This window comes from Candidatus Methylomirabilota bacterium (assembly GCA_035764725.1).
Taxonomy (GTDB): Bacteria; Methylomirabilota; Methylomirabilia; order Rokubacteriales; family CSP1-6; genus DASRWT01.
Window position 1 is genome coordinate 21,205 of the sequence record DASTYT010000124.1, and the last position, 12,647, is coordinate 33,851.

Below are 12,647 nucleotides of genomic sequence, written 5' to 3' on the forward strand. Positions count from 1 at the left end.
ATGGATTGCCGCCTCAGGGCCACATGAGAAGCACCTGCTCGAGCCAGGCGATGACCTCATTCATCTGTCGAATCGAGGTGCTAAGGTATCCGGCGCGGAGGTTGCCCATCGGGGGCATGTGGTCGACGGGGCCGCGGGAGCGGTTCCAGGCGGCATTGGTCTTCTCGTACGCAAGGAGGAGTACAGGGTCCGCGAGCTTTTTGCGGCCCTTGAGGCCGAAGAGCCCATCCCGCGCGGCGCGAATGGCCACGTAGGCATTGCTGGCCGTCAGATGCGCCTCCGTCAGATCATCGGCGGGACCGGCTGCCTCGAATGCAGCGAGTGCTTTCTTCTCGAGCTCCAAGCCCATCTGGATCTGGCTCACGATGACCTTGGGGTCGGAGCTGACCTTGTTGTAGTACTCGGGCAGGGTGGTCTTCTGCGCTTCGCCAGGCGTCGACGCGAAGAAAAGCGCGGCGAGGGCGAGCGGCAGGGTCAGCGCGATCCAGTGACCTCTAGCCATGTTGGTCCCCTTTCGCGACAGCGGCCGACGGACTCGGCTCCTGCGCGGGCACGCCGGCGGCGGCCAGGACGCTGTCGTAGATCGATTGCACCATCTGCGCATGCTCGTCGGCCGAGAAGCGCCGCGTGGCCTCCCGCCGGGCCGCCTCCACGATGTCGGCGGCGAGCCGCGTGTCGTCGAGAAGTCGGTCGATGATCTCGGCCATGGCCGCGTCGTCGCGGGGAGGGACCAGGAACCCCGTGCGGCCGGACTCGATGATCTCGCGGGGCCCCCCGGCGTCGGTCGCGACGACCGGACGTCCTACCAGCATAGCCTCGACGATGACGCGGCCGAAGGGCTCAGGGTAAATGCTCGCGTGGACGACGACGTCGAGCTGCCGGAGCGCGTTCGGGACGTCCTGCACGAAACCGGTAAAGACGACACGGTCCGCAATGCCGAGCGATCGGGCCAGCGAGCGAAGCTCCTCGGCGTACGCTTCGCCACCGTGGGGCGCATCGCCGATGACCACGGCGCGGGCCGTCGGTCGTCGCTCGAGCACGCGGCGCGCTGCGCGGAGAAATACCGTCTGCCCCTTCCACTCCTGGAGCTGTCCGACGATACCGAAGTGGGGGACGCCGTCCGGCTTCTCAGGAAGCTCGTCGCCGGCGGGGCCGCCGAAATCACCGAGGTCCACCGGCGGGTAGATCACGCTCACCCGATCCGGCATGATGCCGAGCGCAAGGAGATCCTCGCGGGTCGCCTCGGAGTTGGCGACGTACCGTGAAGCCAGGGGTGCGAGGCGACGGACGAGCGCCGAGTGCCACTCCTTGCCGCGCTGATAAGCCACGAGCGGCAGCCCCAGCAGCCAGCAAATCAGCACCGTCGCGACGTCGAAGCCGTTGTTGTGATGGACGAGCCGTATTCCGCGGTGGCGGAAGACGCGCCGCAGTGCGAGCGCGTAGGGCAGCGTCACCCACGCGAGGTCGGCTAGCGCGGCCAGCCGCCGGAGCAGCCGCCCGCGGCCCGCCCACGCACCGTCCTTGATGCCTTTCCGGGGCACGATGCGGACGATGGGAATCGCGGGATCGAGTCGAGCGCGGAGATACGCCTCCTGCTCGGGCCGCGCCACGATCACGTGCGGGGCGAAGCGCTCGCGGTCGATTCGCTTGACGAGCGTGCAAAGACTCATCGTGGAGCCGGCGAGGCCGATGCTCGCCTCGACGAGGGCGAGTGGAACGGGTCGCGCAGCGGTCATGGCCCTCCTCGCAGAATCTCGGCCAGGCGTGGCTTCAGGCGCTCGACGTCGTGCTGCTGCTCGACGTGCGCGCGTCCCTCACGCCCCATGGCCGGCCATTCGGCCGCGCGGTCGAGCATCCCCTGAAGGGCCGCGGCAAGAGCGGCGACGTCGCCGGGCTGGACGAGAACGGCGGAGCGCCCTTCCCGCACCATCTCGGGCACCCCGCCAACCCGAGTGGCGACGACGGGGAGGCCCGTGGCCTGGGCCTCGAGCAGCACGTAACCCGCCTGCTCCATCAGACTGGGCAAGAGGAAGAGATCGGACTCGTCGAGCCAGTGCATCACCTCGGGCGTGGTCCGAGCGCCGAGCAACTCCACGGTATCGCCCACCTTCAGCTCGCGAATCAGCTCGGCGAGCCGCCCCGACAGGGGCCCATCGCCGATGATTCGGTACTCCACCCGCAAGTGCGGGTTCCGCCCCTGCAGACCGGCCACCGCGCGGATTCCGTGCTCGAGCCCCTTCTTCTCGACGAGGCGCGCCACCGTGACGATGCGCAGCCGCTCGGGATCGAAGCGGCGCTCGCGGAATGGGATATCACCCACCCCGATCACGTGCCGGTACGTGACAATCTTGGCGTCGTCGAAGCCATAGCGGCGGAGGGTTGCGCGGCCGTAGCAGTCCGTCTGCACGATGAACGCGTCCGCACGATTCCGCAGGAGGGCGAGGACGGCCACCCCAAGCTCGTCACCTAGGTCGTAATCGTCGCCGCCGAACCGGTTCACGAAGCGCGTGCCCGGAAAGAGATCCTTGAGCACGATGAAGTCCATCCCGTTACCGCCCCAGAAGCAGTAAATGACATCATAGCGCCGGTCGAGGAACGGGGCGGCGAACAGCACATTGTTGAGCACCGCGTAGGCGCTGCCGTACCGCGCCAGGTTGAGACAACGGAGCATGGCACCGGGATGCCGCGGAAAGGCGGCGGCGAAGACCCGGAGCGCGCGCCCGAGCCGCGCGAGCCGGCCCGCGGGCAGGTCGTAGTAGCGCGTACGCGCGAGGAACCCGTACCGGTGCACGTCGGGCTGCACCGATGCCTCGCGGGGATTGCGCCGTGCGTAGATGTCGATCTCGTGGCCAAGATCGGCCAACCCCGTCAACTGGCGGAGGATGAACGTTTCCGACAGCTTAGGAAACCCGCCGAGGATGACCGCGATCTTCACGCCGACGCTGCTTCCGGGGCGAAGCGGGGGTGGCGGCCGGAGAGGGTGTCGCGTAGCCAGGTCGACAACGTGGCCACCACCAGCAGCGGCCAGGTGGCGTTGACTCGGCGAGCGAGATGGTCGGCGAGCAGCCCCTGAAGATACGGCGCGTCAAAGAGGTCGCCCGGTACCGCGGCGTCGTCCGCGAAGGTTTCGGCGAGCCGCGTGCTGAGCGCGGGGCGTCGCCGGATCAACTCGCCCATGTTAGGCCAGGAGCCCTGCGTGTAGGCAGGGTCGGGCGGCGGGGACTCCCGCCGCAGTCCGAGACGACGCAACGCCCCCTCGGCGCGCTGGCCCAGGTACTCCACGAGGTAGTGGGTGCCGGGGGCGAACCCGGTATTCGCGTCCGGAATCCGGGCGAGCCGGGCATCCAGCCGCCCGAGCGCCCCTTTGTAGACCCGCGCGTCCAGGCGGAGCCGAGGCGGGATGCGAAGGTGCTGGTCGAGGATCTCGTTGTCGAGGGCCACCGTACAGTCACGATAGAAGTGGCGGATGCTGAGCACGTTGAGGAACGCGCCGAAGCGGGTCGCCATCATGTTCATGCGGAGGTACTCGCAGCGCTGAGCCGGGGTGGGGGCATGGTCGCGCGCTCGCTCGAGGAGCCCTCCCACGACGGCGCGCACGTCGTCGTCGAAGGCCTGTCGGCTACCCGCGGGCACGAGCCGGCGAGTGGCGGGGTGGCCCCACAGGCTGTTGCCCGTCGTCTGGAGGGCGATCTCCGTCAGCGCGTCGCGAGAGATCGCCGGGTCGATCTCGAGCAGAGCGTGGCGGTTGAGGGACCAGCCGCCCAGACGCAGGCGACGGGCGGGCAGCGTTTCACCCTTGAGGAGGAGGTCGAAGCCGTAGCCGCTCAGGAGCTCGGTGACATGCACGGGCAGCGCACCGCGCAGTGCCGCGAAGTGGGCGTTGTCGAATCGGTAGGCGCCGTCGCCCAGCGCGGTGCCCAGGTCCAGCAGATGCTCGTAGAAGTCCGGAGACCGGCGCACAAAGAGCTGGGGCAGTCCCCGCTCGCGGGCGATCGTCCGCGCCACGCCCAGCTCGGCGTTCTCCCAGTCGCCGAGTGTAACGGCCAGGTTGGGCCGCGCCACCGCGACGATCGCGCGCGAGTCCAGGCCGCCGCTGAGCAGCACCGCGGTGCCGCGTCCACCGTCGGTGCCCCGGCGAATCGCGCCACGCAGCGCGTCGGCCAGCGCTTCGACATGCTCCGCCTCGGACACGCCCGCGTCCTCCTGATAGCGGAGCTCCCAGTAGCGGCGCACGGACACCTGGCCGTCGTCGCAGCAGAGCGCCGCGGCGGGCGGCAGCGTCCGCACGCCCTCGAGGAAGGTGCCCTCCGTCAGGATCGTCTGGAAGACCAGGAACTGGCGGATCGACGAGACATCGAGGCGCGGCGACGCACCGCTCAGCTCTGCCACTGCGCGGACCTGGCTGCCGAACGCCACACGGCCTCCCCCCGCCCGATAGAAGAGGGGATGGGAGGCGCAGCGGTCATTCACGACGAGCAGACGATGCTCCCGCCCGTCGTGCACGATCGCGTTGAATCGACCGTTGAGCCGGGCGAAGGCGGCCAGGCCCTCACGCTCGTGGAGCGCAAGCGCGGCCTCGGCGGAAGCCGCGGCGCCCGTGTCGGGCGCAGGCAAGAGCCGGCCATGGAGCAAGAGGACGGTGGCACGCGCGGGGTGCAAGGTGGGCGCGGGAGGCGGATCGAAGGGGAGGTGCACGCGGGCCACGCAGAGCGGGCCTTCGCACCAGAGGTCGACCCGACCGTCGCCCGAGTAGTCGAGACCGCGGGCGGCCGACAGCACCGCCGCACGATCTTCCGCGCTCACCGGGCCAGACACGAACAAGCCGACGAGGCCCGCCATCAGGCCTTCTCCCCCCGCGAGTTCTCGGCCGCGGACTTCGGGTCCGGCTGGCGGCGGCGCCAGCCCGCCCTGAGCTCACCCCAGAACTGACCGAGCGCACTGTGCAGCGCCAGCTCGCGGGCGAAGGCGTCGCGCCGACGCAGGCCGGCCGCGCAGAGCCACGCGCCGAAGTTCCACGCTACCCGTCGATAGGTGTACCAGCGCACGCGCAGCAGAGCCCGCCGCGCGGGCGGCGCCACGCGGAGCCCCTCGCCCTCGGCGTCCTCGAAGCGTAGGCGCCGGAAATGGCGTCGGGTCATGCGTTCCGCGGGAATGCGATGCCAGACCGTCAAGCGCGGGTCGTAGAAGACTCGGAGCCCGCGCGCGACCGCCCGGCGTACGAGGTCGGTGTCCTCGCCGCCGTAGAGCTTGTCCTTGATACGCCCGAACCGCGTATCGAAGCCCCCGAGCTCGAGGAAGGCATGCCGAGCGATGGCGGCATTCGCGGTCCAGATCGGGGGATAACTCATGTCGCAGCGGATGCGCGCTGGCTCGCCGTGGGCGAGGATTCCGAGGTGCGTGTGGCGATACTGTCGCTCCTCGAGCCACCGCGTGACCCAGGGAGGGACCGGCGCCGCCCAGCGGGGCATCACCCGGCCGCCCAAGACGTCGGCCTCGTGCTCCTGGAAGAGGTCGACCAGCGTCTGGATCCAGTCCTCGGGGGGCACCACGTCGTCGTCGGTGAAGGCGACAAGCCGTCCACGGGCATGGTCGACGCCGGTGTTGCGCCCGAACGCCACCCCCTGCCGGCCCTCGAAGAGATACCGGACACGCGTCGACGTCCCCGCCGACGCCTTCGCCACCACCGCGGGCGTGCGGTCGCTGGAATTGTTGTCCACGACGATGACCTCCCATCGCGTGGTCTCGGCCACCCGCTGAGCGGCGAGCGCCTCGAGGCAGGTCGCGAGCAGGGAAGCCCGGTTGTACGTGCTGATCACCACACTCACGTCCATGGCGTCGATGTCGTCGCCTGCGGTCACGTCCCCCTCCGGTGAACCGCCACTCACGAGGGTCGACTCCCGTTCGACTCCCAGTGATGGGGGTAGACCACGTGGCCGCTCACCTCCCGGGTGGCGAGGCTGGGCCCGTCCACGCTGAACGACATCGCGTGCGACCGAAAATCGTAGAAGCGCTGGATCCGCTCGTCGAGGACGGACACCGTGACCTTGTACATGCCGCGCGTGAAAATCACCGGGTCGAGAACGAGGCGAACCACGCCGGTGCGATGCGTGAGGTCGAGCTTCACCCCGCCCAGTCGAGAGGTCAGGCCGCCGAGTGCATGCCCGTTGACGTTCTCGAAGGTGATCCCAATCACGGGATCGCTCACCGGAGCCATCACCTCGTACTCCACGTCGATGGTGGCTCGGGCGCCGTAGACGAGTGGCTCCCCCGGATCGCTCCGGTGGTTCCGTACCACGATCGCGCCGATACGGATCGGCGCGGTGGCATCGAGAGTCGGGGTTCCCCCGGTGCCAGCTCTCTGAGGCTGCACCGCCTGCAGGTACTGTTCGACGATGGCCTCGGGCTCACCCTGCGCCCGCACCGTGCCCCGGTCCATCCAGATGACGCGGTCGCAGTGCTGGACGATGTTGGTCATGTTGTGGCTGACCAGGATGATCGTCTTGTCCTGCTCGCGTAGCTCCGCGAGCTTGTTCAGGCATTTCGCCTGGAAGGCGGCGTCACCCACCGCGAGCACCTCGTCCACGAGCAGGATGTCCGGGTTGATATGCGCGGCCACGGCAAAGCCCAGCCGCACCGCCATGCCCGACGAGTAGTACTTGATCGGAGTGTCGATGAAGCGCTCGATCTCCGCGAAGGAGACGATACGCTCGAACTTCTCCTCGACCTCTGCCCGGGTCATTCCCATGATGGCGCCGTTGAGGAACACGTTCTCCCGACCCGTGAGATCGAAGTGGAATCCCGCGCCGACCTCGATGAGCGCACCGATCTTGCCCACCGCGGAGAATCCTCCCTTCGTGGGCACCGTCACCCGCGACAAGATCTTCAGCGTCGTGCTCTTGCCCGCTCCATTCGATCCAATGAGGCCCACCGATTCGCCCCGTCGGATCTGGAAGTTCACGTCTCGCAGAGCCCAGAAGAAGTCGGGCGACGTTTCTTCTGTATGACGCACGCGGCGGCGGACCCGGCCGATGGCCTCGCCAAGCGATAGAAAGTGCCAGCCCCGGCGGAGCCGATAGCGCTTGGAGACCTGGTCGAATCCGAGGACGATGTCACTCACGTCGGCTCCTAGATCACGTCCGCGAACGTGCGCTCGGCGTGCTTGAATGAGGTGTAGGTCACACCGAGGAGCGCGAGGACGAAGATGAGCACCATCCCGAGCCGCGCCAGGTCCGGGGTCCGACCGTAGAGGATCGCGCCCCGATAGCCATCGATGATGGTCGCCATGGGATTGAGCATGTACAGCTCCTGGAGGTTCTCCGGCACGACCGCCAGCGGGTAGGCCACCGGGGTCGCGAACATCCAGAGCTGGAGTCCCAGGGTGAGGGCGTGTCCGATGTCCCGGAAGTAGACGTGCACCGCGGAGGTGAGGCAGATCAGGGCGAAGGTGAACAGGACCTGCACTCCGAGAAGGACCGGCACCCACAGCAGCGTCCATGTCACCGTCGCCTTGTAGATGACCATGAGCGCGCCCAGCATGACGCAGGCGATGGCGAGGTCGAGACTCGCCGAGAGCATGACGGCGAGGAGCAGCGTCTCCCGGGGAAAGTAGATCTTGCGGACGAGGTTCGAGTTGGCCGTCATCGACAGGGAGCCCTGCGAGACGGTCGTCGAGAAGTAGGACCAGAAGATCAGCGCACTGTAGGAGAAGAGGGGATATGGCGTGCCGCCTGTGGGAATGCGCGCGACCCGATCGAAAACCAGCGTGAAGATCACCATGAGCGACAGCGGCTGGAGCACCGCCCACGCCGCGCCCAGGGCGGTCTGTTTGTAGCGCGCCCGGATGTCCCGCCGGGCGAAGCTCAAGATCAAGTAGGAGTACTGCGCGAGCTCCCGCAGGGGATTCGGCGTCATTTGGTCTCCAGGGTGAATCCCGGGTCGCCCGGTCGCCTGACGCCTCGGAAGCGGCGCGCGACCGTCGACACGAGGCGCTCAGGCAGGAGAAGGGCGGCGAGATAGGGCAGCACACGGTGCGCCCGGCGGCTTGCGGCGAGAAGGCGAAGCTGGTACCGGAGCGCCCACGCCAAGCGGCCGCGACGGCCTAGGTAGTACGCGTCGCGTGCGAAGTCGTTGGCATCGCCGGCCATGCGCGCCTCGAGCGCGGGGCGCATCGTCGGCGGCGCGATGCGCGCGTGCTTCCGCATGACCCCAAAGGTGTCCAGCGCCCAGGCGAACTGCCGCGAATGGTACGGCCCGGAGAGGCTCCCTTCCAGCAGCCGGTACCCTACGAGGTCGCCGCGCATGAAGGCCGCCGGATAGCGCGCGGCGATGCGCAGGGCCAGTTCCACATCCGCCACCATCTTGATTCGCTCATCCCATGCCCCCACTGCCCGGTACACCGACGCGGGAATCATCATCTGCGAGGGCGTGTTGAAACAGTGCCTCCGGATGAGGGCCCGGTAGGGTTCGAGGAGTATCGCAGGCTCGGACGTCGCCGCAAGCCGCCTGCCGATATCGCCCCAGATGAGGCCGGGGATCGTCGGCATGCCCTCGCCGAACATGTGCCCGTTGGCGACGATCATGCCGGCCTCCGGGAAGCGCCTGGCGACCTCCACCTGGCGGGCGATCTTGTCGGGATGCCACAGGTCGTCGCCATCCAGGTGGGCCACATATTCGCCGCGCGCCTCAGTGATTCCGGAGTTGCGGGCGGCGGAGGCGCCGCCGTTCGCGCGCGCGATCAGGCGGACGCGGTCACCGAAGGCCATGCAGCGCCGCCGTGTGTCATCGGTTGAGCCATCGTCGACCACGATGGTCTCCAGGTTCGGATAGCCTTGGCCGAGCACCGTTTCTATCGCGGGGGCCACGAAAGAGGCCTGATTGTGAAAGGTCACGACGACGCTCACGAGTGGATCCATCAGCGCGCCCCGGGGACCGGATCGGCCGGATCGCGCGCCGGGCTGAGCGGCGGGACCAGGGCGCGCGGATCGAAATTGCGTGGCAAGGTCCAGAACTCATATGCGAGCCCCAGATCGTACGCGAGGCGCCGGGCGATGGCGAAATCGAGGCCCCGACCGAACCGAAGCGTTGACAAGGCGACCTTGCCCGCGCCGCGGAGCAGGGTACCGTAGAGGTAGCGGGGCACCCCCGCGACCGTCGGCACCCCCCTAGGGCGGCCGGTCATCCGGGCGTTACTCCGGCCGACCCAGAAGGTCCAGCGCAGGGAGAATCGCCGCGACAGCCGCTCCTGGTGGACAGGGTTCTGCACCACGGCCTGAGCGACGTACCAGAGGCGCTCGCCCCCCAACCAGAGCCGGCGAACGAATTCGGTGTCCTCCGCGCGTTGCACCGCGCTCCCGGGCCCGAGATCCTCTCGGAAGAGGCCGTAGCGTTCGAAGGCTCGCCGACGGAACGCGAAGTTCACGCCGAGCGGCGGAGTCTGAAAGGGCTTGATCTCGAAGTCGGCGTCCCCGTGCTCGTAGTTCACGATACCGTGCCCGACCGGCGGGGAGTCCCCGAGGGCGGGCGCACGTCCCGCGAAACCGATGGCCTCGGGATGCTCGGCGGCGGCGCGCTGGAATGCGCGGAGCCATTGGGGCTGGACCACGGCGTCGTCGTCCGTGAAGGCCAGGAGCTCGCCGCGCGCCGCCAGCAGGCCGAGGTTCAGCGCCCGCGACTTGCCGCGGCGCGGCTCGCAGATAGGCCGGAGGGGTAGCCTCCCTTGGTCAGCCACGCGCCCGAGCAGGGTCGGCGTGGCATCGGACGAGCCGTTATCGATCACGATCAGCTCCCAGCCTCCCTCTGGCGCTTGCACGGCCTCGAGTGAGCGCAGCTGCGCCTCGAGCTCGGGCCCGCGGTTTCGGGTGGCAATGAGAACGGAGATCATCGGCCCGCGCTCCGCTTCGGGTAGCGCCGCCGGTACCACCCCATGAACAGCCCCAGCTCCCAAAAGAAGTCGATCTGGCGCCGCAGCGAGCGCGGCGCCATTGCGAACTGGAGACCGTGGTGCGCGAGCCGCGGATACATCCAGCGCGGCAGGCCGAACAGCCGCCGGCCCGTCGGCTCGGGGAGGAACGCCACTCGGCCCTGCGCGTATCCGTAGATCCAGCGCCAGAAGTACGACTGGCGCATGCGCTCGCGGGGCACGTAGTGACGCACGAAGATGGCGGGGTCATAGAAGACGACGCCGCCGGCCTCCAGGACACGCCGGATGAAGTCACTCTCGTCGCCGCTGAACAATCGCTCGGAGGTTCGCCCCACGTCCACGCTGAACGCGCCGACCCGATCCACCGTCGAGCGACGGAAGATCATGTTCCCGCCCCAGATCTTGGGACGGTCCCTGAACGGCAGGCTCAGCCGCTTCGATGTCTCTACCGCCATCAAGCCGAGGTAGTCGTAGAACTCGTGGTTGTCGAGGAGCCATGGCGGTGGCGGCACCTCCCAGCGGGGAAGGATGCGTCCCCCCACCATATCGGCCTTCTCGCGGTCAAGCGTGACCAGGGCCGTGGCCAACCACCCCTCGTCGGGCTCGATATCGTCGTCGATGCACGCGAACACCTCGCCCTTGGCCGCGCCGAGCGCCGCGTTGCGCGCGTAGTTCGCGCCCGGCCGGGTCTCGAGGACCTGGCGTACGCCTCGCGGGGCGGTCTGGGCGTGCCGGCGCACCACCTCGGGCGTGTCGTCGGTGCAGTTGTTGTTGGCGACGACGATCTCCCATTCCAGCCCGGACGGAAGGCGTTGCCGACCCAGCGCGGTCAGCGCGCGATCAAGAAGCCCGGCCCGCTGATGGGTGGGGATGAGAACGCTGATCATTCCACCGTGACGCTCTTGGCCAGGTTGCGGGGCTGATCGACGTCGAGCCCTCGCAGCGCGGCCACGTGGTAGGCGAGGAGTTGCAGCGGCACCGCGGAGACCATGGGAGCGATCAGATCGGGCGCGGCCGGCATCGTCACGGTTGCGGCTGCGATGCGGCCCACCTCGTGGTCGCCGGGATGGCAGATCGCGATCACGCGGCCGTCGCGGGCGCGCACCTCCTGGAGATTGCCCATCATCCGCTCGTACGTGGCGTCACGGGGCACCAGGGCCACCACCGGCATGTTCTCATCGATGAGGGCAATCGGCCCGTGCTTCATTTCACCGGCGGCGTAGCCCTCGGCGTGGATGTAGGAGATCTCCTTGAGCTTGAGCGCGCCCTCGAGCGCGAGGGGATAGTGCAGCCCGCGCCCGAGATAGAGGACATTTGGATAGCGGACCAGGTCCTGCGCCAGCGCCGCGACCTCACGATCAACCGTGAGCGCGTCCTCGATGAGGCGCGGCGCCTCCAGGATCTCCTCCGCGCGCTTGCGCGCGTCGGCGCCCGAAAGATACCCGCGCTGCTCACCGAGAGCCAGCGCGACCAGATAGCAGGCGGCGATGGTGGTCGTGAAGGTCTTGGTCGACGCGACCCCGATCTCCGGCCCGGCCTGGGTGTAGACCACGCCGCTGGACTCGCGGGCGATGGCGGAGCCCACGACGTTCGTGATGGCGAGCACCGGCGCCTGGCGAGCTCGCGCCGCCCTGACCGCGCCCAAGGTGTCCGCGGTCTCGCCCGACTGCGAGATGGCGATCACGAGCGTCCGATGATCGAGCACGAGGTCTCGATAGCGGAACTCGGAGGCGACATCCACCTCGGCGGGGAGCCCGGCCATGCGCTCTACCATGAAGCGACCCACCAATGCGGCATGGTACGAGGTGCCGCACGCGACGACGATGACGCGCTCGAGACGGTTGGAGACGCCCGCGTCCAGGCGGGCTTCGGGCAAGGACACCACCGAGCCGTCGACGAAGAGACGGCCCCGCAGCGAGTCGGCCACCGCCCGGGGTTGCTCGTGAATCTCCTTGAGCATGAAGTGGCGATAGCCGCCCTTCTGCGCCATCGCGGCGTCCCAGTCGATCCGCGTGGGCGCCCGCTCGACACGGCGGCCGTCCCGGGTCATGAGCTCGGCACCGGTGCGTGTGACGCGCGCGAGCTCGCCATCCTCGAGAATGACCACGTCCCTCGTGTACGGAAGGATGGCCGGGATGTCGGAGGCGAGATAGGCCTCGCCAGTGCCGAGCCCCACCACTACGCTGCCTGCCCCCAGCTTGGCCGCGACGATCTCGTGCGGATGCGCGCGCGAGAGGACCGCGACCGCGTAGGCTCCTCGGAGCTCGGCGAGGGCGGCCCGGCAGGCCTCCCGCAGGTCGAGGCCGGATCGGAGCCGACCCTCGAGAAGGTGTGCGATGACCTCGGTGTCGGTCTCGGAACGGAACGTGTGCCCGTCGGCGAGGAGCCGAGCCTTGATCTCGGCGTAGTTCTCGATGATGCCGTTGTGGACGACCACCAGCCCGCCCGTGCAGTCGGCGTGGGGATGCGCGTTCGCCTCGGACGGACGCCCATGGGTGGCCCAGCGGGTATGCCCCAGCCCGGTCGAGCCCGCGGCGGGCTCCTGTCGGAGACGCGCTTCGAGGTTTCCGATCTTGCCGGGGCTACGGCGGACCAGAATCCCGCTACCATCCAGCACGGCGAGCCCGGCAGAGTCATAGCCCCGGTACTCAAGGCGCTTGAGCCCGTCGAGGATGACCTCCGTGGCGTCCAACTCTCCGACGTATCCGATGATTCCGCACATGGGTTG

Annotated in this window: 11 protein-coding genes; all 11 read right to left on the reverse strand. The window is 68.7% G+C overall.

What is annotated here, in order from left to right:
- Positions 1-13: 13 nt before the first annotated feature.
- Genes VFX14_20370 through glmS form a run of 11 tightly spaced genes read right to left on the reverse strand, consistent with a single transcriptional unit; the run spans position 14 to position 12,641 of the window.
- Positions 14-502, reverse strand: coding sequence for a hypothetical protein (locus VFX14_20370; protein ID HEU5192051.1), 489 nt, complete (start codon positions 500-502; stop codon positions 14-16).
- Positions 495-1,736 carry a glycosyltransferase gene (locus VFX14_20375; protein HEU5192052.1) on the reverse strand — a complete coding sequence of 414 codons (1,242 nt, stop codon included), beginning with the start codon at positions 1,734-1,736 and terminating at the stop codon, positions 495-497. Before VFX14_20375 ends, VFX14_20370 begins: the two co-directional genes overlap by 8 nt.
- Positions 1,733-2,935, reverse strand: a complete 1,203-nt coding sequence (locus VFX14_20380; GenBank protein ID HEU5192053.1) for a glycosyltransferase — start codon at positions 2,933-2,935, stop codon at positions 1,733-1,735. The genes VFX14_20375 and VFX14_20380 overlap by 4 nt, the downstream gene beginning before the upstream one ends.
- Positions 2,932-4,839, reverse strand: coding sequence for an asparagine synthase-related protein (locus VFX14_20385; GenBank protein HEU5192054.1), 1,908 nt, complete (start codon positions 4,837-4,839; stop codon positions 2,932-2,934). Before VFX14_20385 ends, VFX14_20380 begins: the two co-directional genes overlap by 4 nt.
- A complete protein-coding gene (locus VFX14_20390) occupies positions 4,839-5,858 on the reverse strand; it encodes a glycosyltransferase (GenBank protein ID HEU5192055.1) in 1,020 nt (339 codons plus the stop codon). The genes VFX14_20385 and VFX14_20390 overlap by 1 nt, the downstream gene beginning before the upstream one ends.
- 23 nt (positions 5,859-5,881) lie before the next feature.
- Positions 5,882-7,117: an ABC transporter ATP-binding protein gene (locus VFX14_20395; GenBank protein ID HEU5192056.1), complete on the reverse strand. Its 1,236-nt coding sequence runs from the start codon at positions 7,115-7,117 to the stop codon at positions 5,882-5,884.
- Between the two features lie 8 nt (positions 7,118-7,125).
- A complete protein-coding gene (locus tag VFX14_20400; protein ID HEU5192057.1) occupies positions 7,126-7,911 on the reverse strand; it encodes an ABC transporter permease in 786 nt (261 codons plus the stop codon).
- Positions 7,908-8,900 carry a glycosyltransferase family 2 protein gene (locus VFX14_20405; protein HEU5192058.1) on the reverse strand — a complete coding sequence of 331 codons (993 nt, stop codon included), beginning with the start codon at positions 8,898-8,900 and terminating at the stop codon, positions 7,908-7,910. The genes VFX14_20400 and VFX14_20405 overlap by 4 nt, the downstream gene beginning before the upstream one ends.
- An 11-nt stretch (positions 8,901-8,911) precedes the next feature.
- Positions 8,912-9,880, reverse strand: coding sequence for a glycosyltransferase family A protein (locus VFX14_20410; GenBank protein HEU5192059.1), 969 nt, complete (start codon positions 9,878-9,880; stop codon positions 8,912-8,914).
- On the reverse strand, positions 9,877-10,806 hold the full coding sequence (locus VFX14_20415; GenBank protein HEU5192060.1) for a glycosyltransferase: 930 nt from the start codon (positions 10,804-10,806) through the stop codon (positions 9,877-9,879). The genes VFX14_20410 and VFX14_20415 overlap by 4 nt, the downstream gene beginning before the upstream one ends.
- Positions 10,803-12,641: a glutamine--fructose-6-phosphate transaminase (isomerizing) gene (glmS, locus tag VFX14_20420; GenBank protein ID HEU5192061.1), complete on the reverse strand. Its 1,839-nt coding sequence runs from the start codon at positions 12,639-12,641 to the stop codon at positions 10,803-10,805. Before glmS ends, VFX14_20415 begins: the two co-directional genes overlap by 4 nt.
- Positions 12,642-12,647 lie beyond the last annotated feature (6 nt).

Excerpts from the sequence above, each read along its gene's own strand:
- VFX14_20370 (HEU5192051.1), bottom strand. The coding sequence starts at position 502 with ATGGCTAGAGGTCACTGGATCGCGCTGACCCTGCCGCTCGCCCTCGCC.
- VFX14_20375 (HEU5192052.1), bottom strand. The coding sequence starts at position 1,736 with ATGACCGCTGCGCGACCCGTTCCACTCGCCCTCGTCGAGGCGAGCATC.
- VFX14_20385 (HEU5192054.1), bottom strand. The coding sequence starts at position 4,839 with ATGGCGGGCCTCGTCGGCTTGTTCGTGTCTGGCCCGGTGAGCGCGGAA.
- VFX14_20400 (HEU5192057.1), bottom strand. The coding sequence starts at position 7,911 with ATGACGCCGAATCCCCTGCGGGAGCTCGCGCAGTACTCCTACTTGATC.
- VFX14_20410 (HEU5192059.1), bottom strand. The coding sequence starts at position 9,880 with ATGATCTCCGTTCTCATTGCCACCCGAAACCGCGGGCCCGAGCTCGAG.
- VFX14_20415 (HEU5192060.1), bottom strand. The coding sequence starts at position 10,806 with ATGATCAGCGTTCTCATCCCCACCCATCAGCGGGCCGGGCTTCTTGAT.
- glmS (HEU5192061.1), bottom strand. The coding sequence starts at position 12,641 with ATGTGCGGAATCATCGGATACGTCGGAGAGTTGGACGCCACGGAGGTC.